Source organism: Rhizobium anhuiense bv. trifolii, assembly GCF_024346605.1.
GTDB lineage: Bacteria > Pseudomonadota > Alphaproteobacteria > Rhizobiales > Rhizobiaceae > Rhizobium > Rhizobium anhuiense.
The window spans coordinates 572481-593625 of sequence record NZ_CP098803.1 but is presented as its reverse complement, the minus strand read 5'-3'; the positions used below and the strand labels follow the sequence as shown (position 1 = coordinate 593625).

General features: G+C 62.1%; 24 protein-coding genes and 1 pseudogene. 16 read left to right on the top strand and 9 right to left on the bottom strand.

What is annotated here, in order from left to right:
* Positions 1–8: 8 nt before the first annotated feature.
* Entirely contained in the window at positions 9–515 is a 507-nt protein-coding gene (locus NE851_RS11485) for a DUF8737 domain-containing protein (RefSeq protein ID WP_168332484.1), read from the top strand.
* Positions 516–607: 92 nt separating this feature from the next.
* Here NE851_RS11485 and NE851_RS11480 read toward each other — a convergent pair whose 3' ends face one another.
* Positions 608–1510 carry a LysR family transcriptional regulator gene (locus tag NE851_RS11480; RefSeq protein WP_168332485.1) on the bottom strand — a complete coding sequence of 301 codons (903 nt, stop codon included), beginning with the start codon at positions 1508–1510 and terminating at the stop codon, positions 608–610.
* A 106-nt stretch (positions 1511–1616) separates the two neighbouring features.
* Here NE851_RS11480 and NE851_RS11475 point away from each other — a divergent pair, with 106 nt between their 5' ends.
* The 3 genes and pseudogenes from NE851_RS11475 to NE851_RS11465 all read left to right on the top strand — a co-directional run bounded on the left by NE851_RS11475 (position 1617) and on the right by NE851_RS11465 (position 3672).
* Positions 1617–1991, top strand: a complete 375-nt coding sequence (locus tag NE851_RS11475) for an Atu4866 domain-containing protein (protein WP_080759945.1) — start codon at positions 1617–1619, stop codon at positions 1989–1991.
* A 59-nt stretch (positions 1992–2050) separates the two neighbouring features.
* Positions 2051–2901, top strand: a pseudogene (locus tag NE851_RS11470) (oxidoreductase).
* Positions 2902–2937: 36 nt separating this feature from the next.
* On the top strand, positions 2938–3672 hold the full coding sequence (locus tag NE851_RS11465; RefSeq protein WP_047617653.1) for an SDR family oxidoreductase: 735 nt from the start codon (positions 2938–2940) through the stop codon (positions 3670–3672).
* Positions 3673–3759: 87 nt separating this feature from the next.
* Here NE851_RS11465 and NE851_RS11460 read toward each other — a convergent pair whose 3' ends face one another.
* A complete protein-coding gene (locus NE851_RS11460; RefSeq protein ID WP_063474863.1) occupies positions 3760–4323 on the bottom strand; it encodes a methylated-DNA--[protein]-cysteine S-methyltransferase in 564 nt (187 codons plus the stop codon).
* 249 nt (positions 4324–4572) lie between these two features.
* Between NE851_RS11460 and NE851_RS11455 the strand changes: the two genes are divergently transcribed.
* The 4 genes from NE851_RS11455 (at position 4573) to ybaK (ending at position 7306) form a co-directional block, all read left to right on the top strand.
* Entirely contained in the window at positions 4573–5190 is a 618-nt protein-coding gene (locus NE851_RS11455) for a 2'-5' RNA ligase family protein (RefSeq protein WP_063474828.1), read from the top strand.
* Between the two features lie 87 nt (positions 5191–5277).
* Complete coding sequence (locus tag NE851_RS11450; protein ID WP_063474829.1) at positions 5278–6339, top strand: succinylglutamate desuccinylase/aspartoacylase family protein; 1062 nt, start codon at positions 5278–5280, stop codon at positions 6337–6339.
* Between the two features lie 113 nt (positions 6340–6452).
* Entirely contained in the window at positions 6453–6803 is a 351-nt protein-coding gene (locus tag NE851_RS11445) for an ArsC family reductase (protein WP_063474830.1), read from the top strand.
* Between the two features lie 29 nt (positions 6804–6832).
* Positions 6833–7306, top strand: a complete 474-nt coding sequence (gene ybaK / locus NE851_RS11440; RefSeq protein WP_063474831.1) for a Cys-tRNA(Pro) deacylase — start codon at positions 6833–6835, stop codon at positions 7304–7306.
* 34 nt (positions 7307–7340) lie between these two features.
* Here the strand turns inward: ybaK and NE851_RS11435 are convergent, their stop codons facing one another.
* Entirely contained in the window at positions 7341–7784 is a 444-nt protein-coding gene (locus NE851_RS11435; RefSeq protein ID WP_063474832.1) for a MarR family winged helix-turn-helix transcriptional regulator, read from the bottom strand.
* Positions 7785–7866: 82 nt separating this feature from the next.
* On the opposite strand from NE851_RS11435, the gene NE851_RS11430 reads away from it, so the two are divergent.
* Positions 7867–8550 (top strand): glutathione S-transferase family protein, encoded by a 684-nt coding sequence (locus tag NE851_RS11430; protein ID WP_063474833.1) that lies wholly within the window; start codon positions 7867–7869, stop codon positions 8548–8550.
* Positions 8551–8676: 126 nt separating this feature from the next.
* Positions 8677–9930 (top strand): aminopeptidase, encoded by a 1254-nt coding sequence (locus NE851_RS11425; RefSeq protein WP_063474834.1) that lies wholly within the window; start codon positions 8677–8679, stop codon positions 9928–9930.
* Positions 9931–10044: 114 nt separating this feature from the next.
* Here the strand turns inward: NE851_RS11425 and NE851_RS11420 are convergent, their stop codons facing one another.
* Complete coding sequence (locus tag NE851_RS11420; protein ID WP_063474835.1) at positions 10045–10638, bottom strand: NAD(P)H-dependent oxidoreductase; 594 nt, start codon at positions 10636–10638, stop codon at positions 10045–10047.
* 2 nt (positions 10639–10640) lie between these two features.
* The gene (gene xseA, locus NE851_RS11415; protein WP_063474836.1) at positions 10641–12221 is read right to left on the bottom strand and encodes an exodeoxyribonuclease VII large subunit; all 1581 of its coding nucleotides are present in this window, start codon (positions 12219–12221) and stop codon (positions 10641–10643) included.
* Between the two features lie 306 nt (positions 12222–12527).
* Between xseA and NE851_RS11410 the strand changes: the two genes are divergently transcribed.
* Positions 12528–12773: a hypothetical protein gene (locus tag NE851_RS11410; protein WP_063474837.1), complete on the top strand. Its 246-nt coding sequence runs from the start codon at positions 12528–12530 to the stop codon at positions 12771–12773.
* Positions 12774–12801: 28 nt separating this feature from the next.
* Here NE851_RS11410 and NE851_RS11405 read toward each other — a convergent pair whose 3' ends face one another.
* Entirely contained in the window at positions 12802–14649 is a 1848-nt protein-coding gene (locus NE851_RS11405) for a hypothetical protein (protein ID WP_097594982.1), read from the bottom strand.
* Positions 14650–14810: 161 nt separating this feature from the next.
* Between NE851_RS11405 and NE851_RS11400 the strand changes: the two genes are divergently transcribed.
* Together NE851_RS11400 and NE851_RS11395 are read left to right on the top strand one after the other, a co-directional pair.
* A complete protein-coding gene (locus NE851_RS11400; RefSeq protein WP_097594983.1) occupies positions 14811–15818 on the top strand; it encodes a glycosyltransferase in 1008 nt (335 codons plus the stop codon).
* The gene (locus NE851_RS11395; protein WP_097594984.1) at positions 15815–16192 is read left to right on the top strand and encodes a GtrA family protein; all 378 of its coding nucleotides are present in this window, start codon (positions 15815–15817) and stop codon (positions 16190–16192) included. Before NE851_RS11400 ends, NE851_RS11395 begins: the two co-directional genes overlap by 4 nt.
* A 103-nt stretch (positions 16193–16295) precedes the next feature.
* On the opposite strand, the gene NE851_RS11390 is transcribed toward NE851_RS11395, so the two are convergent.
* The gene (locus tag NE851_RS11390; RefSeq protein ID WP_097543258.1) at positions 16296–17282 is read right to left on the bottom strand and encodes a Gfo/Idh/MocA family protein; all 987 of its coding nucleotides are present in this window, start codon (positions 17280–17282) and stop codon (positions 16296–16298) included.
* Positions 17283–17463: 181 nt separating this feature from the next.
* Here NE851_RS11390 and NE851_RS11385 point away from each other — a divergent pair, with 181 nt between their 5' ends.
* A complete protein-coding gene (locus NE851_RS11385; RefSeq protein ID WP_048338482.1) occupies positions 17464–18411 on the top strand; it encodes an aldo/keto reductase in 948 nt (315 codons plus the stop codon).
* A 15-nt stretch (positions 18412–18426) separates the two neighbouring features.
* Positions 18427–18870, top strand: coding sequence for a GNAT family N-acetyltransferase (locus NE851_RS11380; protein ID WP_048338481.1), 444 nt, complete (start codon positions 18427–18429; stop codon positions 18868–18870).
* An 8-nt stretch (positions 18871–18878) separates the two neighbouring features.
* On the opposite strand, the gene NE851_RS11375 is transcribed toward NE851_RS11380, so the two are convergent.
* Positions 18879–19496 (bottom strand): hypothetical protein, encoded by a 618-nt coding sequence (locus NE851_RS11375; RefSeq protein WP_048338480.1) that lies wholly within the window; start codon positions 19494–19496, stop codon positions 18879–18881.
* A 150-nt stretch (positions 19497–19646) separates the two neighbouring features.
* Here NE851_RS11375 and NE851_RS11370 point away from each other — a divergent pair, with 150 nt between their 5' ends.
* Positions 19647–20144 carry a YciE/YciF ferroxidase family protein gene (locus tag NE851_RS11370; protein ID WP_028757863.1) on the top strand — a complete coding sequence of 166 codons (498 nt, stop codon included), beginning with the start codon at positions 19647–19649 and terminating at the stop codon, positions 20142–20144.
* 33 nt (positions 20145–20177) lie between these two features.
* Here NE851_RS11370 and NE851_RS11365 read toward each other — a convergent pair whose 3' ends face one another.
* Positions 20178–21086 (bottom strand): LysR family transcriptional regulator, encoded by a 909-nt coding sequence (locus NE851_RS11365; RefSeq protein ID WP_047617531.1) that lies wholly within the window; start codon positions 21084–21086, stop codon positions 20178–20180.
* Positions 21087–21145 lie beyond the last annotated feature (59 nt).

Here is a 21145-nt window from a genome sequence, read left to right as displayed (position 1 = left end):
GTGCCCCGATGTCGACCGAATCCATCTTTCAAACTCATCTCGTGCTCGGCTATGTCGCCTGGCTGCTTTGCTTCGGCGCATATATTCTGCCCTGGCTCAAATCGATGGAAAGGATCAAGGCGCACCGCGCCATCGCCACTCTACACAGCTTCCGCTTCTTCGGGCTCGTCTTCATTCTGAGCGACGTCGTCGGTCCCAACCTGCCCGCCAGCTTCGCTACCTTCGCTGCCTATGGCGACCTCGCGGCCGGGCTGCTCGCCATGCTGGCGCTCGTCACAATCAGAATACGCCAGGTCTTCTGGCTGTTCGTCGTCGCCTTCAATCTCGTGGGAATGGGCGACCTCGTCCTCGACTACTATCACGCGATCCGGGCCGGTCTGCCGGCGCGGGCGGGGGAATTGGGCGCCGCATACGCGATCCCGATCATCTATGTGCCCTTGTTGATGATCACCCACGTCTTCGCATTCTATTTGCTGATGCGTCCTCAGCTTAAGGCGGCTCAGGCCCTCGCCTGAGATGGCGGCGGTGTCTTAAATTCCCCTATATCAGGTGTCTCGCACCCGGCAAAAAGCTTGAACTAGTTCTCCGACGCTTCCCGGGGCACGGATCAAATCTGGCGCCCGTCAAATCTGCGCACATAATCGACCAATGCGCGCAGCTTCAGCGGCTGCCTCTGACGCCTGGGATAGTAGAGATAGAAGCCCGGGAAGGGCGGACTGAAATCTTCCAGCAGCGGCAGGAGTTCGCCGCGTTCCACATAGGGCTGGAAGGTTTCCACCATGCCGAAGGTGATGCCGGTTCCGGCGCAGGCCATGCGGATCATCATTCCCATGTCGTTGGTGGTGACTGTGGGATCGACGGAGACGTCGAAGTCGCGATCATTCTCGGTGAACTCCCAGCGATAGGGTGCGGTATCCGGGCGTGGCCGCCAGCCGATGCAGGCGTGGTCCTGCAGTTCGCGGGGATGGCGGGGATGGCCGCGGCGCTCGAGATAGCTGGGGGATGCGGCCGCACATTGTCGCTGCTCTTCGGAGACGGAGATTGCGATCATATCCTGTTCGATCACTTCGCCGAGCCGGACGCCGGCGTCGAAGCCGGCCTCGACGATATCGAATTCGTCATCGGTGATGGTGATATCGAGTTTGATGTCGGGGCAGGCTTCCATGAAGCCGGCCAGCAACGTGCCGGACAGGAAGTTCTCGGCGATCGAGGAAACGGTGATCCTCAGCAAGCCGCTCGGGCGCGCCTGCATTTCCCTGACCGTTTGCATCGCATCCCTGACCTGGCGGACCGATGGACGAACCGCGTCGAAAAACACCTCGCCGGCCTCCGTCAGGCTGACGCTGCGCGTCGTGCGCTGGACCAGGGCAACGCCGACCCGATCCTCCAGGCGCTGCAGGGCCTGGCTGACGGCGGAGCGGGTGACGCCAAGCCGCTCGCCGGCGAGCCGGAAGTTCCGCGCCTCCGCCACCGCAAGAAAGACTGAAATGCCTTCGAGATCATCGGCCATTGGTTAGCATATCTAACCAAGGCATCCTGGATTGGCAACTTAATCACCGCGGATGGCCACGCTATCTTTCAAGTCGAGGTCAACGGAGGTTTCGAGAGGAAAATCGATGCGCAACATTTCCAACAGTCCTGTTCTGCATTTTTTCGCCGCAACCACCTTAGCCGGCACGGCGATCGGTTCGTCTGCCGCCGATGCCGTGAATGACCGAGCCCCTCAGCAGCAACAAACAAGCGAGAACAGAATGCAGCAGCATCCCTATGTCGGCATGTGGGTGACGGATGACGGCCGTATCCGCCACGAACTTCTGCCCAATGGCCGTTACGACGAAGCCCGCGGAAACCGTGAAAGCGCCTACCGAGGACGTTACGAAGTCACCGGAAGGCACATCGAATACTGGGATGACACGGGCTTTACGGCCGACGGCGATTTCGTGGACGGCAATACCCTCCATCACGCCGGCATGGTGCTTCGCCGCAAATGACGCGCCGTCTGACAAGGAAACATCACAAGGAGTAAGGCCGCATTTACAGGCCGGAAAGGATGACGATCATGTCTTCCCCAACACCCATCTGGTTCATAACAGGCGCATCGTCCGGCCTCGGCCGGGCACTCGCCGAAGCCGTCCTCGCCCGAGGCTGGCGCGCCGCCATGACGGCGCGCAGACCCGAGACCCTGGCAGATCTCACGACAGAATACGGGACCGTGCGCTTGCCCTTGCCCTCGATGTGACGGACAGCAACTCCGTCGCCGGCGCGGTTCGTAACGCCGAAACGCATTTCGGGGCGATCGACGTCCTGGTCAACAATGCCGGCTACGGCTACCTCTCGGCGATCGAAGAGGGCGAGGATGCCGAAATACGCGCCCAGTTCGAAACCAATGTCTTCGGATTGATCGATGTCACCAAGCAGGTTCTGCCGGGCATGCGTGCACGCCGGCAAGGGCATATCTTCAATGTCTCCTCGCTTGGCGGGCTCGTCGCGTTTGCGGCGACCGGCTACTACCACGCCACCAAGTTTGCGGTCGAAGCCCTGTCGGAATCGCTTTCGCATGAGGTCAAACCGCTTGGCATCGATGTGACGATCCTCGAACCCGGCGCCTTCCGAACGGATTGGGCCGGCCGGTCGATGGTCGAATCCGCCACGATCATCGACGATTACGCCGAGACCGCAGGCAAGCGGCGCCAGGCCACCCGTTCGGTCTCCGGCAAGCAGCCGGGTGATCCCACCCGAGCCGCAACGGCAATCCTATCGGCATTCGAGGCGGACGAGCCGCCGCTTCGCCTCCTGCTCGGTGCACCCGCCCTGAAAATCGCCCGCGAACGGCTCGATGCGCTGCGCGCAAATTTCGACACCTGGGCGGAGACGACGCTCAGCGCCGATTTCCCAAGCTGACCGCCACGAAAACCTCAACCTGCAATGGAGCTTGAAATGTCTGATATCAAAGGAAAAGTCATTGCCATCACCGGGGCCAGCAGCGGCATCGGAGAGGCTACGGCCAGGGTGCTGGCTGCGGCCGGCGCGCATATCGTGATCGGCGCACGTCGCACCGATCGGCTGAAGGAACTTGCCGACGACATCGCCGCAAAGGGCGGGACGGTGCGCCTGCGACAGCTTGACGTCACCGACCGCTCGCAGGTGGAAGCCTTCGCAGGCTTTGCCAGATCCGAATTCGGACGGCTGGACGTGATCGTCAACAATGCCGGCGTCATGCCGCTCTCGCCGCTCGATGCCCTCAAGGTCGACGAATGGGACCGGATGGTCGACGTCAACATCAAGGGCGTTCTCTACGGCATTGCCGCAGCGCTTCCGATCATGAAAGCGCAGGGGTCGGGGCAGATCATCAACCTGTCTTCGATCGGGGGCCACAGCGTCTCTCCGACGGCTGCCGTCTATTGCGCGACGAAATTCGCGGTGCGGGCGATCTCGGACGGATTGCGACAGGAGACCGACCGCATCCGGGTGACCGTCATCTCTCCCGGCACAACGACATCGGAACTGGCCGAGACGATCACCGATCCGACCGCGCGGGATGCGATGAAGGCTTTCAGGGCGATCACGATCAGCCCCGAGGCGATCGCCAATTCGATCCTCTACGCCGTCAGCCAGCCTGATGACGTCGATGTCAGCGAGATCATCATCCGGCCGACAGCCAGCCCGCATTGAGCGGCTGAGATTGCTGCCAAAGCAATTCCCGCAAAAGTGTAGCGCGGTTTCGCGTCCGGAATTGCGGAAACGAAAAGCCTCCGCCGCCTAAAAACCCAGGGACTGCTGGGCGGGCGGCGGCGGTGCGAGATTGACGCCTTCGAGTTCCAGCATGCGGGCCTTCGATGTCGAACCGCCGGGCGCGGAGAAGCCGCCGATCTTGCCGCCGGCCGCAAGCACCCGGTGACAGGGGATGATCAGAGCGACCGGGTTTTTCGCCATCGCCTGGCCGACGTCGCGGGCGGCCTCGGGCCCGGCGCCAAGCTCCTTCGCCAGCGCGCCGTAAGTGGTCGTGCGGCCCCAGCCGACACGCCGTGCCGCCGCATAAATATCCCGGAAGAAGGCATCCTGGCCGGCAAGATCGAGTTCGACTCCGGAAAAATCCGTCTCCTCGCCCTGGAAATAGCGCTTCACGGCGGCAACCGTCTCTAGCACAGCTGGCGTCGGCGCGCCGGGTTCGGCATCCGGTAGGCGGCGCAGCAGCAGCCGTTCGGTCGCTTCCGCTGATTTGGTCGGCAGTTGGAAACGGGTGATGCCGGCATCGCTCCAGGCGATGCCGCAGAAACCGCCCGCGGTTTCGAAGATGAGATAGTGGTGCGTTGTCTCAGCCATGACAGCCTCCGCATGTTCGATTGCCTTCAAAATCGTATGAGACGGCCGCTGTTTCAACCCGTTTCTTGCGCGTACCGGGCTTTTCGAAAGTCCACTTCATCCGGCGCCGGGCAAGGGTTCGGATGAATTTAACGCCAAGCATATCGGGACATTATGTTCTCTTTTTGTTCTTGAGGTGCGGTCCTGTTGAGAATATCCTCCGTCGCGTTTTGGAAACGACGCGTCAGGTCATGACGACCGTGAGGGCCTATGAACCAGATTTCCCTCGATTTCGAGTGTGACAAGAATCGTCGCGAGCGGCCGAACGAAAGTTACACCGGCAGACACCGGCTTTTCTTCGCTCTCTGCCCTCCCGATGCCGTCGAACGGCAGGCGGCCGCGATCGCCGATGACCATGGCAAAGCTTTCTCTCTTTCCGCAAGACCACGCCTGACGACGCTGCACGTGACGATCATCGGCATCGATGACTATGAAGAATTACCGGAGGACGCGGTCTTTGCGGCGCGCCAGGCCGGCGCGACGGTGGAGAGCGCACCGATCACGATCACCTTCGACAGGATCATGAGTTTCAAGCGGGAGGGCAAGGCGCGGCCACTCGTGCTTTGCGGTGAAGGCGGACGAAAGCCGCTCACACGGCTGCATGTCCAACTCGGTGTCGGCATGCACAATGCCGGATTGCGGCACAATATAAGCCGGCATTTCACGCCACATATGACGCTGCTCTACGACCGCAAGGCCGTGCCGCCGACAAGCCTCGACAGACCGGTTTCATGGACGGCCGCCGAATTCCTGCTCGTCCACAGTGTTCTCGGAAAGACCGAACATCGGGTCATCGATCGCTGGCCGCTGCTCGGCTGCGGGCAATGATGGATCGCGGCTTGCGCTTGCCTGATTTCCGCGCATAAAGCTCTGAAGGCCTGTTCCGGCATTGACGCAAACGGGAGCGAAAGCGGCATGGACATTTCAGAGATCATCATCCCGGGCGATACGCCGGGAACGGAGTGGCGGCTGCCGGTGCTGCGCTTTACGGGCCACGATCCGGAGGCGCCCAAGACCTATATCCAGGCGGCCCTGCATGCCGGCGAGCTGCCTGGAACGGTGTTGCTGCATTTCCTCTGCGAGCGGCTGCGGCAGGCGGAAAGCCAGGGCGGGATCGCCGGCGATGTCACCATCGTGCCGCAGGCCAATCCGATCGGTGCGGCGCAGTCGCATTTCGGCGAATTGCAGGGCCGTTTCGACCTGGGCTCGCGCACCAATTTCAACCGGGATTTCCCGCTGATCTCCCTTGTCGATCGGGCCTCACTGATCGAGGACCTCGATGACACCCCGGCTACCGACAGATTGAAGCGGCAACTGCTGCATATGGCGCTCGGTGCCGACCTCGTGCTCGACCTGCATTGCGACGACGAATCCCTGCAATATGCCTACATCGACGAGGCCTTCTGGCCTGAGGCGGCCGATCTCGCCAGCGCGCTCGACATGGAGGCCGTGCTGCTTTCGGATGGCGAAAGCTCGGCCTTCGAGGAGGCCGTCGGCTTTGCATGGAAATATGAAGTCCCCGGCGAGCGCCGCTCCCGATTGCCCGGCAAACTCTCCGTCACCGTCGAACTGCGCGGCAAGCGCGACGTCGATCCGGTGCTGGCGAAAAAGGATGCGGACGGGCTCTGGCGCTTCCTGGAGGCACGGGGGATCGTCGGCGACAGGAAGCAAGCGTCAACGACGTTTTACGGGCCGGCCGTGCCGCTCGACAATGTCGAGATCATTCGCGCTGGAGAAGGTGGCGCCGTGCTCTTCCATCGCAATATCGGCGAGAGGGTTGCGGAAGGCGATCGTCTTGCGACGATCCTCACCCGGCCGGGGCAGCCGGGCGGCAGCATCGAGCTCACCGCGCCGCAGGACGGGCTGATCCTGACCCGAACCTCCGACCGGCTGGTGCGGCGGCGCGGCGACCTGATGAAGATCGCCTGCGAGAACCCAAGCCAGGCGTCGCGCAAGGCCGGGACGCTGGAAAATTGAGCGGGGTTTTGCCTGCGGTGACCATCGGCGCGCAGGGGATAAAACGTCGCACGGCGTTTGCGCCGGCCGGCCTGCATGTTATCTCGCTGTCATCACAGGGAGATCGATCGGGCATGGCCGTCACCATCTATGGCATCAAGAATTGCGACACGATGAAGAAGGCCCGCAGCTGGCTGGAAGAACATAGCGTCGCCTATGAGTTTCACGATTATAAGGCGCTCGGTATCGACCGTGCCCATCTCGAAGCCTGGATCGACAAGGCCGGCCTCGATACCGTGCTCAACCGCGCCGGCACCACCTTCCGCAAACTGCCCGATGCCGAGCGTGAGAACCTGACCCGGGAAAAGGCGATCGCCCTGATGCTCGACCAGCCGTCGATGATCAAGCGGCCGGTGCTGGAGGCTAGAGGCAAGCTGCTGGTCGGCTTCAAGCCGGAGATTTACGCCGGTACGTTCGGCGGCTGACAGACGGCTCGCTGAGCTCAGGGGGAGAGATGTCCAAGACCACGCGCGCGACACAGCTTCTTTCGCAGGCAGGTATCGCCTTCACGGTCCATGCCTATGATTACGATCCCAATGCCGAGCGCGTCGGGCTGCAGGCGGCCGAAGCGCTCGGCGAGGCGCCGCACCGGGTGCTGAAGACGCTGATGGCGGAGGTGGACGGCAAACCGGTCTGCGTCGTCGTACCGTCGGACCGCGAGGTCAGCATGAAGAAGCTCGCCAACGCCTTTCACGGCAAATCGGCCAACATGATGAAGCCCGCCGATGCCGAGCGGTTGACAGGTTATCATGTCGGCGGCATCAGCCCGTTCGGCCAGAAGAAGACGGTGCCGACGGCGATCGAGGAAGCCGCCCTTGCCGAGCCGCTGGTCTTCATCAATGGCGGGCAGCGCGGGCTGCAGGTGCGGATCGATCCGAAGGATGCGTTGACGGTGCTCAAGGCCGTCGCCGCGCCGCTGATTGCCTGATCAGAACAGGATGCCGATGCTCTGGCGATTGAAACTATAAGAAGCGGTCGAGCAGGCCGGCGATCGTCTTCGCCTCGCTTTCGGCAAGCCTGCAGCCGATATGGGTCTCGATCGATCTGGCATAGACGGCCCACATGCGCTCGCGAAGCTTTCGGCCGGCATCCGTCATCACCACCCAGCGGCCGCGGCCATCGCTGGCGAAGGTTTCGCGCCGGACCAGGCCCTCGCTTTCCAGCCGGTCGATCAGCCGGGAAAGATTATACTGCGCCAGCAAGGTCCGCTCCTCGATCTCGTAGGGGCGCAGCCTGCCGTCTTCCGAGCGCGCCAATTCCCACAGCACGTCGTACCAAGCAAGCGGCGGGAGGCCTGCCGCTTTCAGGTCGGCTTCAATCGCGCCAAGCAAGCGCTCGCGGGCGCGCATGATGCTCGTCCAGGCAGAAGTGACAGCTTCGCTCGGATTCGGCGTTTTTTCGGACATAAATGCAATTACATCTACCTTGAATTCAGCCGCAAGTGATATTACATGCAATTACATCTATTATCATCCCGTGGAGACCGCCATGAGCAAGCTTACTCTCGTCAGCCATCACCTCTGCCCCTATGTGCAGCGTTCCGCGATCGCGCTTCTCGAAAAGGGCGTGCCCTTCGAACGCATCAACATCGATCTTGCCGACAAGCCGGACTGGTTCCTGAAGATCTCTCCGCTCGGAAAGGTACCGCTGCTCAGGATCGAAGAGGAGGACGGCAGCGAGGCCGTGCTGTTCGAAAGCAGCGTCATCTGCGAATATCTCGAGGAAACGCAGATTGGCGTCGCCTTGCATCCCAAAGACGCGCTGACGCGTGCCCGCCATCGCGGCTGGATGGAATTCGGCTCGTCCGTGCTTTCCGATCTCTGGGGCTATGAAACGGCCGAGGATGCCTCGCAGCTGGAAATCAAACGCAAGGCGCTCATCGCCAAATTCGCGACAATCGAGACGGTGCTGACGGACGGGCCTTATTTCGCCGGCAACGGCTTCAGCCTGGTCGACGCCGTGTTCGCGCCGGTCTTTCGTTATTTCGATCTCTTCGACACGCTCGGCGACAGCGGCATCTTCGAAGGGCTGGAGCGGGTGAGGCACTGGCGCAAGGCGCTGTCCGAACGGGCAAGCGTCAAGGCCGCCGTCAGTGCGGACTACCCGCAGCGGCTGGTCGAATTCCTCGAAAAGCATAACTCGATCCTGCTCAGGCTGGAGGCGGCCGCCTGAAGCCCGCGCTGCGGCCGGACGTCCATCCGACCGCTTGCAATTTGGCGGCGATACGCTTCATTTTCGCCGCAAACGGGTCTAAGTCTTCCAGCCTCTCACCGTTAATGACAGAAGGCAGGTTGAACCATGACTTTCATGCCCCAGAGCCAGAACACCGTTGATCCCGACAAGCTGGAAAAGCTTGCGGAAGTCGCCGTCAAGGTCGGGCTGCAGCTGCAGAAGGGTCAGGATCTGGTGGTCACCGCGCCTGTCGTGGCGCTGCCGCTGGTGCGCCTGATCACCAAACACGCCTATCAGGCCGGCGCCGGGTTGGTCACCGCCTTCTATTCCGACGAGGAAACGACGCTGGCGCGCTATCAATATGGCGGCGACGAGAGCTTCGACCGCGCTTCCGGCTGGCTCTACGAGGGCATGGCCAAGGCCTATGCCAACGGGGCGGCCCGTCTTGCCGTCGCCGGCGACAATCCGATGCTGCTTTCCGAGCAGGATGCCGGCAAGGTCGGCCGCGCCAATCGCGCCAACTCCACCGCCTACAAGCCGGCGCTGGAGAAGATCTCGAATTTCGACATCAACTGGAACATCGTCTCCTATCCCAACCCGTCCTGGGCCAAGGTGGTCTTCCCCGACGATCCGGAACCGATCGCGATCGCCAAGCTTGCCAAGGCGATCTTTGCCGCCTCGCGCGTCGATGTCAGCGATCCGGTCGCCGCCTGGGCCGAACACAATGCCAATCTCGCCAAGCGCTCCGCCTGGCTGAACGGCGAACGTTTCGCCTCGCTGCATTTCCAAGGACCGGGGACGGACCTGACGGTCGGCCTTGCCGACGGGCATGAATGGCATGGCGGCGCTTCCACCGCCAAGAACGGCATTACCTGCAATCCGAACATCCCCACCGAGGAAGTCTTCACCACGCCGCATGCGTTGCGCGTCGAAGGCCATGTTTCCAGCACCAAGCCGCTTTCGCATCAGGGCACGCTGATCGACAATATTCAGGTGCGTTTCGAGGGCGGACGGATCGTCGAGGCCAAGGCATCGCGCGGCGAGGAGGTGTTGAACAAGGTGCTCGATACCGACGAGGGGGCGCGCCGGCTCGGCGAAGTGGCGCTGGTGCCGCATTCCTCGCCGATCTCGGCCAGCGGCATCCTGTTCTACAACACCCTGTTCGACGAAAACGCCTCGTGCCACATCGCGCTCGGCCAGTGCTATTCCAAATGCTTCCTGAACGGTGCGACGCTCAGCCAGGAGCAGATCAAGGCGCAGGGCGGCAATTCCAGCCTGATCCATATCGACTGGATGATCGGCTCCGGCAAGGTCGATATCGACGGGATCAAGCCGGATGGTTCGCGGGTTCCGGTGATGCGGCAGGGCGAATGGGCCTGAGCGGCGTCATCCTACGCTGACAGTATGAAGCGCTGACCGCAGGACCGTGCTCATCACGCTGACTGAAAGGGCTCGCGACGGTGCCTGCCGCGCAAGTTCCTTTCGGACGCCGAGTCATCGGATCGCCGATAGCAGCTTGCGCACGCGATCGAGATGCGCCGTCCGCTTTGCATTGGTGGCACGGTCCATGTCGTGCAGGCTGAGCATCCGGAAATTCAACCGCTTCGAGCAGAAGGCGGCGATGCCGCGCTTCAACAGCCGGCGCACCGGATCGCCCATATAGAGACGCACCAGCCACCAGGGCGAACCTGTCGTCGTCAGCGCGTAGAGCAGCCTGATATTGGTGAGCTGCGGCACAATACGGCCTCCGGCGGCATCATGGGTGAAGGCGACCCCCGGCGCAAAGATGCGATCGAAGAAGCCCTTCAGGACAGCAGGGAAATTGAACCACCATTGCGGAAAAACGAGAACGAGGCCGTCGGCGGCCTTCAGTCGGTCCACGATGCCGGCCACGGCTGAACTATCGTAGGGCACGTCGAAATAGCCGCGGCGCTCGGTCTCGGACAAACGCGGATCGAAATTCTCGGCGTAGAGATCGAGCAAATCGACGGCATGCCCGGCGGCTTCCAATGCTTGGCGGGCGGTGCGCGCCACGGAGGCGGCAAAACTGTCCGGCAATGGGTGGGCAAGCACCAGCAGGATCCGCATCGTCAGAACAGGCTTCCCTGTTTCTGCGGTTCTGCGGGTTTTGCGCTGCGCTTCTTGGCACCGGCCGGCGGTGTGCCGCCTTCCGTGGTCATCGCGCCGACACGACCGTCGGCGAATTCGATGGCGATGCCCATGCCGGCGGAAATTTGAGCAGCCTGCGAGACCGGCCTGTTATCCTCATCGCGAATGACGGCGTAACCGCGCTTCAGCACATTCTTATAGGAGAGCGACTGCAGCACGCGGTCCTGCGAAGAAAGCTCGGCGCGCGCACGGGTCAGCTGGTGACGGATCGCCGTATCGGCATGGCGCGAAAGATTGCCGAGCCGTTCGCGGCCGCGGTCGGTCTGGGTCTTCAGCCGGGCAGGCAGCGAGGCGAGGATTGCTTCGGCGCGCTCAACGCGCGATTTCGAACGGTCGATCAGCCGTTCGACCATACGCTCGGCCCGCACGATCCGCTCGTTCAGCGTCTGGCGGCGTTCGGCGATGCGATTGGAGAGCACATCGGGGCGCAGATGCGCGGCGACGCGCTCGAAGCCGCGGCGCTTGTTGATGGTGTTGAGTTCCAGCCCGCGGCCAAGGCCGGCAGCCGCTTCGTCGAAACGCCGGCGTGGCAAGGCGAGAAGCTGATCGAGCGACGGCAATGCCCGCATCAGGGCACGGACGGACTGACGGCGTTGATCCATCTGCCGGTTCATGCAGCCTTGCAGGCGTGCGGCGAGAGCGGCGGCCTGCGCCTCGAGCTCCGCCTTGACCGGCACCGCCATTTCCGCGGCACCGGTCGGCGTCGGGGCGCGGACATCGGCGGCATAGTCGATCAGCGTCCAGTCGGTCTCATGGCCGACGGCCGAGATCAGCGGTATCCGGCTTTCGGCCGCAGCACGCACGACGATTTCGTCGTTGAAACTCCAAAGATCTTCCAGGCTGCCGCCGCCGCGCGCGACGATCAGCACATCGGGGCGCGCAATGGTACCTGCCGGCTCCAGCGCATTGAACCCGCGGATGGCGTTCGCCACCTCCTCGCCGGACCCCTCGCCCTGTACCTTCACCGGCCAGACGAGGACATGTACGGGAAAACGATCGGAGATGCGGTGAAGGATATCGCGGATGACCGCCCCGGTCGGCGACGTGACGACGCCGATAACCCTCGGCATGAAGGGCAGCCGCTTCTTGCGGGCGGCATCGAACAGGCCCTCGGCGCCCAGCTTGCGCTTGCGCTCCTCGATCAGCGCCATCAGCGCGCCGGCACCGGCCGGCTCCAGCGTCTCAATAACGATCTGATATTTCGAAGAACCCGGAAAGGTGGTGACCTTGCCCGTGGCGATGACCTCCATGCCCTCTTCCGGACGGAACTTCAGCCGCGAGAAGGTGCCCTTCCAGATGACGGCGTCGATGCGGGCGCGGTCGTCCTTCAACGCGAAATAGGCATGACCCGAAGAATGCGGCCCGCGATAGCCGGAGATTTCGCCGCGCACACGAACCTGGTCGAAGGCGGTTTCGACGGTGCGCTTGATCGAGCCGGAAAGCTCCGAAACCGAATACTCGGCAAGGTTGGTCGGCGAATCGCCGTCGAAGACGTTGCTCATCTCACCTTTTTATGTCGATCAGCAGCAAACGGGAAGCTCGGCATCGATGCAGAGGCCGTTTTCCCGGCTTTGAACTCGGCAACGGGCCGACGTCATCGCCGCTCCGCTGAGTTCGGCCGCGATGGCGGCCGACACCGAACGCGATAAATCCGTTTTGTTGCGGAACGGATAGGTACAATTCGCGTTTTACCCGAAAGGGATTGCTAACCACCGCAATACAAAGGCTTTTCGGGCAAGATCGCCGGTAAATCTTTGTTAGTTGGCGCTTCCTATTCTTCCCCTCGTTATCTCTGGGAAGGTGCTGAAATGATTATTCTCACAGCAGCAGCATTGGGCATCAGCGCCGGGCAAACGCGCTCGGCCAGCGCAATCGCGTTGGTCGCGGCGCTGATCGGAATGACATTCGCGCTGGCGGCGATAACCTCGCCCGGTCCGGTGTCCATTCTGGCATTCGTCTATGCCGTGCTCGGCTATAATGGCGGCCTCATGCTCTTCGTGCTTGGCCTCTATGCCAACCAGCGTCTTCGTCGCGCCATGCGCGTCTCGAACTAACAATCATCCATGCTGAGGACGGCCCGCGTCAATTCGTCGTCGGCCGATAGCGAAAGAACTGCACGCCTGCGTCGGCCGGTTTCGGCAGCGGTTCCAGATAGCGCGGGATATTGCCTTTGCCGAGCGCAGCATAGAGCCCATCCGGCTTCAGCTTGGCGATCTCGCGCGTCTGCGGGTCTTTGGGGCAGAAGGCTAGCACGGTCACCCCAGCCCCCTTCAAGAAAGCTTCCGCCTCCTGCGGCTCCGCCAGGCCGATATGCAACTCCGTCAGCATGCCGCCCTGATTGCGATGATAGGGCGCCGAGAGAACCCGGTTCTGGGTGAAGCGGAGAATGGGGACGCCCATTTCCGATGGTGCGGAGACCAGCCCGGCCGGAAGCCCGGCAAGCGGGGCCAGCGCCTCCTGCGATGTGCAGGAAATCTTCTTTGCCGGCTCGGCCGTCTTCTTCTGCGCGGCATTCTCCGTCTGCATCGAGATAAGCCCGCCGCCGACGGCCCAGGCGGCCGGAACACTTGCGAGCACGGTCACGATGTAGACGAAGGCGGCGGCGACATTCTCGCTGTCGCCGTTCGAAATGCGCCTGATATCGATGATCAGCAGCGCAAGCGGCAGGATGGAGATGAGGTTCGAGAAGGTCGCGCCGCGCACCTGGACCAACGCGATTGCCCAGCTCGTCGTCAGCAGCAGGAGCAGGACCAGATGGATTTGCACGCGGTCACGCTGAACGATGCGGAAGATGCAGACGGCGATGCCGAAGAGGCCGGCCGCATAGAAGGCGCCGAGAGAGAAAGGATCGGTGCGCCCGAGGACGAAAACCGACTGCGCTTCCGAAACATTCTTCAGCCAGAGCTCGACCAGCATCGGATCGAGACTGGCCAGCGGATCGCTCAGGCATTGCGGTGCGATCACGATCGCCGAACCGAAAACACCGGCGCCGACGACGGCGAGCGCTGCAAAACGCAAGGGACGGGTGAGGCGGCTGGCAAAAACCGCCGAAAACAACAGCAAACCGCCGCCGATCGCCGCCAGGCTGTAATAGCCGAGCGAGAGATTGTCGCAGGTGACCATCGAATAAAGCCGGGGCGGTACCGTTGCGAAGAACAGGATGCTGATCGCCAGCGCCAAAGCCAGCCCGAAGGCCTTCGCAGCAGCGGCAAAATCTTCGCCCTCCCAGGCCCAGAGCAGAGCGACGGTCAGGCAGACGGCGGCGACAAAGGGGGTCGTCTCGGCGCCGATGGCAATGGCGATGGCTGCCGCGACGCCGGCGACCGCGTAGCTCCAGGCGCGACGCTCGGGATCCAGCAGCATCGCTATCATCGTGGCGACCAGCGCCAGCTGCGCATTGTGATGATCGATGGCGCCCGGCGCGAAACGGTTGCCGGCGTAGATGACAAGGCCGGTCAAGCCGAGGCTGATGTGCATGCCGGCGACACCGCCAATGCGCCGACCGGCCACGGCCATGGCGAGCATGGCGGGCAGGATGAGCGATACCGGCCAGACAGCGAGCGCCAGCGCCTCGGCCGTCTCGCGGGGTGCAAACAGACCGAAGAACCAGATCAGCGAGGCGATCGGCAGATCGATCAGCCGCGACCAGTGCATCAGCGTGCCGCCGGTGAGACCGAGCCGGTATTGCATCAGATCGAACCAGCCCTGCCCGGCGAGAAAATCGCGAACCTCGACGAGACGCATTCCGTCGTCATTGTCCGGGCCGACATAATCGGTGGCGCCGGAAAGCCTGGTGACGAGAATGACGGCGGCGAAAATGACGCTATAAGCGATGACAGTTGGCCAGAGACGCGTCAGCAGGTCGCGTATCCTGCCCCGAGGGGTATCGATCGCGGATGATGCATGGGTGATCGGCTGCACAGCGTTCATTGTGGTTAGCGGTTCGTTTCCGGATGAGGCAAGCTTAGCCGCCGCCGATCAAGAAAGTGTAAAGCCGTTGCGACGACCGCCGATTTTGCCTGCGTCATAGGGTCTTATTAACGCCGGATGATTTAGGCTGAGCGCGGCTTTTAAGTGTAACGAGTAGAGTCATGGCCCGATCGCGTACCGACAATCTGAATATTGCCGTCCTGCTTCCCTGCTATAATGAAGCCGCGACGATCGGCCCTGTCGTCCGGGGCTTCCGGGCAACGCTGCCGGATGCCGCGATCCACGTCTACGACAACAATTCCACCGACGGCACCGCGCTGCAGGCAATGCTTGCCGGGGCGCATGTCGTGCGCGAGCGGCGCCAGGGCAAGGGCCATGTCGTGCGCCGCATGTTCGCCGATATCGAGGCCGACATCTACATCATCGCCGACGGCGACGGGACCTATACGCCTGATGATGCCGAAGAACTGGTGCGCACGCTGCTGACCGAGCGCGCCGACATGGTGGTCGGCACCCGGCGCGGCGTGCACGACGATGCCGGCCGTCAGGGCCATGCGCTCGGCAACCGGCTTTTCAACCTGCTCTACAGGACGATCTTCGGACCCGACTTCACCGATATCTTTTCCGGCTACCGCGCCTTTTCGCGCCGCTTCGTCAAGAGCTTCCCGGCGGTATCCGGCGGCTTCGAGATCGAAACCGAAATGTCCGTGCATGCCTCCCGGCTGAAGCTGCCGGTCAGCGAACTGGAACTCGACTATGGCCGCCGGCCGGAAGGTTCGCATTCCAAACTGTCGACCTTCCGCGACGGCGCCAAGATCCTCTGGATGTTCGCGATGCTGATGAAGGAAACCCGGCCCTTCGCCTTCTTCAGCGCGATCAGCGCCACCTTCATGCTGGCGAGCCTCGGCTTCATGGCGCCGGTGCTGGCGGAATATTTCCAGACGGGTCTCGTCAGCCGCATGCCGACCTGGGTGCTGTCGACGGCGCTGATGATGATTTCCTTCATGCTGTTCACCGCCGGCGTCATCCTGGATTCCGTTGCGCGCGCCCGCGCCGAACAGCTTCGTATCCATTATATCGGCCTGGAGACGCCGAGTGCGATGAAGACGCCGCTGAGCCACGCCGCGCCGGTATCGCGCGCCGGCCGCGGCAAGGCGGATGCTGCATGAGAAAGCTCATCCGCTTCGCGATTGCCGGCGGCATGGGCTTCGTCGTCGATGCCGGCACCCTGTCGGCGCTGCTCCATCTGACGCCGCTCGGGCCTTTTCTGGCGCGGCTCATTGCGATCGCCTTCGCCATGGCGGCGACCTGGGCTTTCAACCGGACCTTCACCTTCGATCGCTCCGGCCATTCGCTTGCCGCCGAAGGCTTCCGCTACGGCTCGGTCGGGGTGACGGCAGCGCTCGTCAATTACGGGCTCTATTCAGCGCTTCTGCTGTCGCTGCCATCCCTGCAGCCGCTTGCGGCGATGGTGATCGCCACCGCCGCCTCGATGGTCTTCAGCTTCTTCGGCTATTCGCGCTTCGTCTTCCGCGCTGAGTGATTAGAGCGCCGCGCGTCCAAGAGGACGCGCAAAGGACGCTCTAACACTTTAAATTGGCGCATAATCCTTTCCGAAAATCGATCTCGATTTTCGGGGTTATGCGCTAAACTGCTTCCCAGCCATCCTTCTCGCTGGCCCGGTAGATCGCGTCGATCACCTTCTGGTTCAGCTTCGAATTTTCGAGCGTGACGATCTCTTCCTTGCCGTTCGTCACCGCCCGGGCGAAGGCCTCGACCTCCCGCCTGTACTGGCGGCTGTCCTGGAAGCGGAAGATGCGCGATTCGGTGTGGCTGCGGTTGGCAAGCTCGATCTCCTCGGGCCCCCAGCGATTGGCGTTGAACGGCGACTTGACCTCGATGTAGCCGTCGGTGCCGTGGAAGACCATGACCTGGCGGTTGGCCATCTGCGTCGAGATATAGAAGCTCAGATCGAAATCGCCGAAATCGGCCTTGACGCTCGAATAGATATCCGTGCCGAAATCCGCATCGCGCTCGGTGACCGCCTGGATCCTGAGCGGCTCCTTGCCGGTGGAAAAACGCGTGCCCATGACGGGATAGACGCCGATATCGGGCAGGCCGCCGCCGCCGAGCTCGGGAACGTTGCGCATATTGGCGGGGTCGCGGTTGAAATAGGTGAAGGCGCCCTGCACATGGCGGAGCGAACCGATCGCGCCCTCGGCGATCAGCGCGCGGACCTTCTGCCAGACCGGGGAATAGGTGATCATATAGGCTTCGGTGACCACCACCCGATTACGGTCGCGCGCGGCGATCACTTCGTCGATATCGTCGGCTTTCAGCGCTATGGGCTTTTCGCAGAGCACGTGCTTGCCGGCATCGGCGGCTTTGATCGACCATTCGATGTGCTGCGAGGTCGGCAGCGGGATGTAGACGGCGTCGATGACGTCGGAGGCCAGCATCTCCTCGTAGGAGCCGAAGGCATGCGGCACGGAGAAGCGGTCGGCCACCTCCCTTGCGCGCGTGAGATCACGGCTCGCAATCGCCGTAACGACGCAATTCTCCGCATCCTGGATCGCGGGAATGACATTGTCGCGGCCGATCCTCGCCGTTGAAATGATACCGAAACGCAGCATGATCCAAGCCTCCCAGAACTGATTTCGGCGAACCATATGCAGGCCTTCGCTGCGGCGCAATGGTGAGACCTCAAATCACGGAAGTTTGCCTTTCCTCACGCGCCGATCGCGCTAAGTTTGGGCGAGGGCGGCGTTCTGCCGTATCCGCGATTTCAATCACATCACCTTACTGGAGAGCGTCATGGAAATGCGCCGGCTTGGAAAAACAGGTCTTTCGGTCGCGCCGATCGTCATCGGCGGCAATGTGTTCGGCTGGACGGCCGACGAGAAAACATCCTTTGCCATTCTCGACGCCTTCTTCGATGCGGGCCTGAACACGATCGATACGGCCGATGTCTATTCCGCATGGGTTCCGGGCAACAAGGGCGGCGATTCCGAGGAAATCATCGGGCGCTGGCTGAGGCAGGCAAGGGTTTCCCGCGACAAGGCCGTCATCGTCACCAAGGTCGGCTCCGACATGGGACAGGGAAAGACGCTGAAGGAGACCTATATCCTGAAGGCGGTCGAGGATTCGCTGCGCCGGCTGCAGACGGACTATATCGACCTCTATCTCTCGCATTGGCCGGATGCCGATACGCCGCATGAGGAAACGCTCGGCGCCTATGCCAAGCTGAAGCAGCAGGGCAAGATCCGCGCCATCGGCTGCTCGAATTATGATGCAAAGTTGTTCCAGGCGTCCTTCGACGCGGCCGAAAAGGCCGGCCTGCCGCGTTACGACGTCCTGCAGCCGGAATATAATCTCTATGAGCGCGCAAGCTTCGAAGGGCCACTCGCCGAGCTCTGCATCGCCCAGGATATCGGCGTCATCACCTATTTCAGCCTCGCCGCCGGCTTTCTCACCGGTAAATACCGCAGCAAGGCCGATACGGAAGGCCGCGCACGCGAGGGCCGGGTTTCGAAATATCTCGACGACAAGGGCCTGCGCATCCTGGCCGCGCTCGACAAGGTTTCGACCGAGACCGCCGCCAGCCCGGCGGAAATTTCGCTCGCCTGGCTGCTGCGCAAGAAGGGCGTGACGGCACCGATCGCCAGCGCCACCAGCCTTTCGCAGCTTGAAAGCCTGGTGAAATCGGCGACACTGGCGCTTTCCGATGATGCGATGGCGCTGCTCGACGAAGCCGGCGGCTGAAGAAAGGGAGAGCCCATGACCGCGACCATACGCGATGCCCGCCCCGAGGACGAAGCCCGTTGGCGCGAGCTCTGGGCGGCCTATCTCGCCTTTTACGACGTCACGGTCGATGCCGATATCACCGATCAGACATGGCGCCGGGTCTTCGATCCGGCGTCGGCAATTTCGATGCGCGTCGCCGAGGTCGATGGCAGGATGATGGGCTTTGCACTCTATCTCACGCATGAGGGCACGTGGATCCGCGGCAGAGACTGCTATCTCGAAGACCTGTTCGTCGATGCCGATGCGCGCGGCAAGGGCCTTGGGCGGGCGCTGATCGACGATCTCATCGCCACCTCGAAAGCCAAGGGCTGGTCGCGGCTCTACTGGCATACGAGCGAGCAGAACAAGACGGCGCGGGCACTCTACGACAGCTATGTCGAAAGCGACGGCCACATCCGCTACCGCATCAGTTTCTGAGCGGGGCATCAGTTTCTGAGCGGGGGAAAACCTTCGTAGACAGCGGCGTGATCGCCTTCCCAATTGGCCATGCCCGGTTTGGTGAGGATGCCGCGTGGCCTGACATAACTCTGGATCACCCGCTTCGGGCGTTCGTGCCACTGGATATTGAAGGCCCAGAGCTTCGGGAAGAAGCAGAGCGAGGCATAAGGCAGGTGGTCGTGAATCCACCAGGCGAGCCGCTGCCAGTCGCTTTCATCGCGGTAGCGGTCGAGCATCCATGGCACGACAATGCAGACCGCAGCACCCATGCAGCCGTCAAAATCCCTCATATCCCAGATGTGATGCGCTGATGTGGCGGCATTGGTCGAGCAGTTCAGATTGTTCTCGTTGCCAAACCTGTTCACCCCCGGCGAGCGATAGCCGGAGCGGATATGCAGGCGCCCGAACGTCGCCTGCAGCGGCTCCAGCAATTCCTCGCAGAGCCTCTTGCCTGCCTCGATCGCCAGATCGGGATCCTCGGGGATGTTGGGGATGCGGTAGAAATCGGCGATTTCGGAGTGCAGGAAATCGCGAAGGAAGAAGTTTTGCGACAGCCTTACGCGGCCAAGATCTTCCAGCCCCTTCATCGAACCCGGCTTTCGCATGACGTTATCTTCCTCCCATACCGATGGCCGGAATCATCGCCTGGAGCCCTTTTCCAGTCCACCCGAAATCGATCGGGAACAATTAGCGCGATCCTCGCTTCTTAATGTGTCGCCGCATTCGCGGTTTTTCCCAAAACAAGGATCGAGAAAATGGCCAAGGAAAAGACGTTGGAAGATCTATTCCACGACACACTCAAGGACATCTACTTTGCCGAACGGCAGATTTTGCGCGCCCTGCCAAAGATGGCGCGCGCCGCACAATCCACCGAACTGAAGGCGGGCTTCGAAAAACACCGTGAGGAAACCGAAGCTCAGGTCGAGCGGCTGCAGCAGGTTTTCGAACTGATCGGCAAACGCGCACAGGGCAAAACCTGCGAGGCGATCCAGGGCATTCTGGCCGAGGGCGAAGAAATCATGGAGGAATTCAAGGGCACATCGGCCCTCGATGCCGGTCTGATCTCGGCTGCCCAGGCCGTCGAACATTATGAAATCGCCCGCTACGGCACGCTGAAGACCTGGGCCGCAACGCTCGGCCTCAAGGATGCCGTCCGCCTGCTCGACCAGACGCTGCAGGAAGAAACGGCCACCGACAAGACCCTCTCCCAGCTCGCCACGACAGCAGCAAACCAGAAGGCGAAAGCTGCCTGATGACATGATGCCAACGGGCGGCTGTCCCAATATTTATCGGCCGCCCGAATCCTTCTCGGCAAGCTTGAAGAAATCGATGAAGGCGCGCAGTGCCGGGCGCATCTGCCGCCGGGTGGGATAGTAGATAAACGGGCCGGGATAGGGCGCGCACCAATCCTCCAGCACCCGCACCAGACTGCCGGCCGCCAGCTCGGCGTGCACCCGCATGTCGAAGAGATAGGCAAGACCGGCGCCGTTCAGCGCTGCCAGCAAGGCGAGGCGATCCTCGCTGACGATCAGCGGCCCGTCGACCGAAACGACCAGTTCCTGCCCATCCTTCTCGAATTCCCAGCGATAGATCGAGCCATTGGTGAAGCGCCGCTTGATGCAGCGGTGACGGACGAGATCGCGCGGGTGCTCCGGTTTCGGATAGCGCTCGAAATAATCGGGCGAAGCGGCAATCACCGTCGTCAGATGGGGAGAGATCCTGACCGCGATCATATCGGCCTCCAGGCTCTCCTCCAGCCGGATGCCGGCATCGAAACCCTCCTTGACGATATCGGTGAAGCCGTCCTCGTTGGCGATCTCCAAAGTGATATCGGGATAGAGGTTGAGGAAGTCGCCGAGGCGAGGGGCAAGCAGGATATCGGAGGCGAAACGCGGCGCAGTGATGCGCAGATTTCCGGCGGGCTTGCCGCGCGTGTCGCGGACGGCCTCCAAGGCAATGCCGATCTCTTCGAGCGCCGGCCGCAGTCTTTCGAGCAGCAGGCGACCCTCCTCGGTCGGCGCGACGCTGCGGGTGGTGCGCGCCAGAAGCCTGACACCCAGACTTTCCTCGAGGCTGGAGATCGCATGGCTGACGGCCGAGGGCGCGACGAGGAGTTCCTTCGCCGCAGCTCGGAAGCTGCGATGTTCCGAGACGGCGGCAAGAACGGCGAGTTGCGAGAGCTGTGTTCTGTTCATTGATCGAAATGATAGAACAGCCTGTTAGAAACTGCATGTATTTTCTGATTGATGCGCCA

What these genes read in the sequence shown, in the direction of transcription:
- NE851_RS11365 (WP_047617531.1), bottom strand. Translation starts at nt 21,086, where the DNA reads ATGAACAGAACACAGCTCTCGCAACTCGCCGTTCTTGCCGCCGTCTCG.
- NE851_RS11425 (WP_063474834.1), top strand. Translation starts at nt 8,677, where the DNA reads ATGACTTTCATGCCCCAGAGCCAGAACACCGTTGATCCCGACAAGCTG.
- xseA (WP_063474836.1), bottom strand. Translation starts at nt 12,221, where the DNA reads ATGAGCAACGTCTTCGACGGCGATTCGCCGACCAACCTTGCCGAGTAT.
- NE851_RS11405 (WP_097594982.1), bottom strand. Translation starts at nt 14,649, where the DNA reads ATGAACGCTGTGCAGCCGATCACCCATGCATCATCCGCGATCGATACC.
- NE851_RS11450 (WP_063474829.1), top strand. Translation starts at nt 5,278, where the DNA reads ATGGACATTTCAGAGATCATCATCCCGGGCGATACGCCGGGAACGGAG.
- NE851_RS11460 (WP_063474863.1), bottom strand. Translation starts at nt 4,323, where the DNA reads ATGGCTGAGACAACGCACCACTATCTCATCTTCGAAACCGCGGGCGGT.
- NE851_RS11400 (WP_097594983.1), top strand. Translation starts at nt 14,811, where the DNA reads ATGGCCCGATCGCGTACCGACAATCTGAATATTGCCGTCCTGCTTCCC.
- NE851_RS11370 (WP_028757863.1), top strand. Translation starts at nt 19,647, where the DNA reads ATGGCCAAGGAAAAGACGTTGGAAGATCTATTCCACGACACACTCAAG.
- NE851_RS11410 (WP_063474837.1), top strand. Translation starts at nt 12,528, where the DNA reads ATGATTATTCTCACAGCAGCAGCATTGGGCATCAGCGCCGGGCAAACG.
- NE851_RS11395 (WP_097594984.1), top strand. Translation starts at nt 15,815, where the DNA reads ATGAGAAAGCTCATCCGCTTCGCGATTGCCGGCGGCATGGGCTTCGTC.
- NE851_RS11430 (WP_063474833.1), top strand. Translation starts at nt 7,867, where the DNA reads ATGAGCAAGCTTACTCTCGTCAGCCATCACCTCTGCCCCTATGTGCAG.
- ybaK (WP_063474831.1), top strand. Translation starts at nt 6,833, where the DNA reads ATGTCCAAGACCACGCGCGCGACACAGCTTCTTTCGCAGGCAGGTATC.
- NE851_RS11380 (WP_048338481.1), top strand. Translation starts at nt 18,427, where the DNA reads ATGACCGCGACCATACGCGATGCCCGCCCCGAGGACGAAGCCCGTTGG.
- NE851_RS11465 (WP_047617653.1), top strand. Translation starts at nt 2,938, where the DNA reads ATGTCTGATATCAAAGGAAAAGTCATTGCCATCACCGGGGCCAGCAGC.
- NE851_RS11375 (WP_048338480.1), bottom strand. Translation starts at nt 19,496, where the DNA reads ATGCGAAAGCCGGGTTCGATGAAGGGGCTGGAAGATCTTGGCCGCGTA.
- NE851_RS11455 (WP_063474828.1), top strand. Translation starts at nt 4,573, where the DNA reads ATGAACCAGATTTCCCTCGATTTCGAGTGTGACAAGAATCGTCGCGAG.
- NE851_RS11445 (WP_063474830.1), top strand. Translation starts at nt 6,453, where the DNA reads ATGGCCGTCACCATCTATGGCATCAAGAATTGCGACACGATGAAGAAG.
- NE851_RS11480 (WP_168332485.1), bottom strand. Translation starts at nt 1,510, where the DNA reads ATGGCCGATGATCTCGAAGGCATTTCAGTCTTTCTTGCGGTGGCGGAG.
- NE851_RS11485 (WP_168332484.1), top strand. Translation starts at nt 9, where the DNA reads ATGTCGACCGAATCCATCTTTCAAACTCATCTCGTGCTCGGCTATGTC.
- NE851_RS11390 (WP_097543258.1), bottom strand. Translation starts at nt 17,282, where the DNA reads ATGCTGCGTTTCGGTATCATTTCAACGGCGAGGATCGGCCGCGACAAT.
- NE851_RS11420 (WP_063474835.1), bottom strand. Translation starts at nt 10,638, where the DNA reads ATGCGGATCCTGCTGGTGCTTGCCCACCCATTGCCGGACAGTTTTGCC.
- NE851_RS11435 (WP_063474832.1), bottom strand. Translation starts at nt 7,784, where the DNA reads ATGTCCGAAAAAACGCCGAATCCGAGCGAAGCTGTCACTTCTGCCTGG.
- NE851_RS11385 (WP_048338482.1), top strand. Translation starts at nt 17,464, where the DNA reads ATGGAAATGCGCCGGCTTGGAAAAACAGGTCTTTCGGTCGCGCCGATC.
- NE851_RS11475 (WP_080759945.1), top strand. Translation starts at nt 1,617, where the DNA reads ATGCGCAACATTTCCAACAGTCCTGTTCTGCATTTTTTCGCCGCAACC.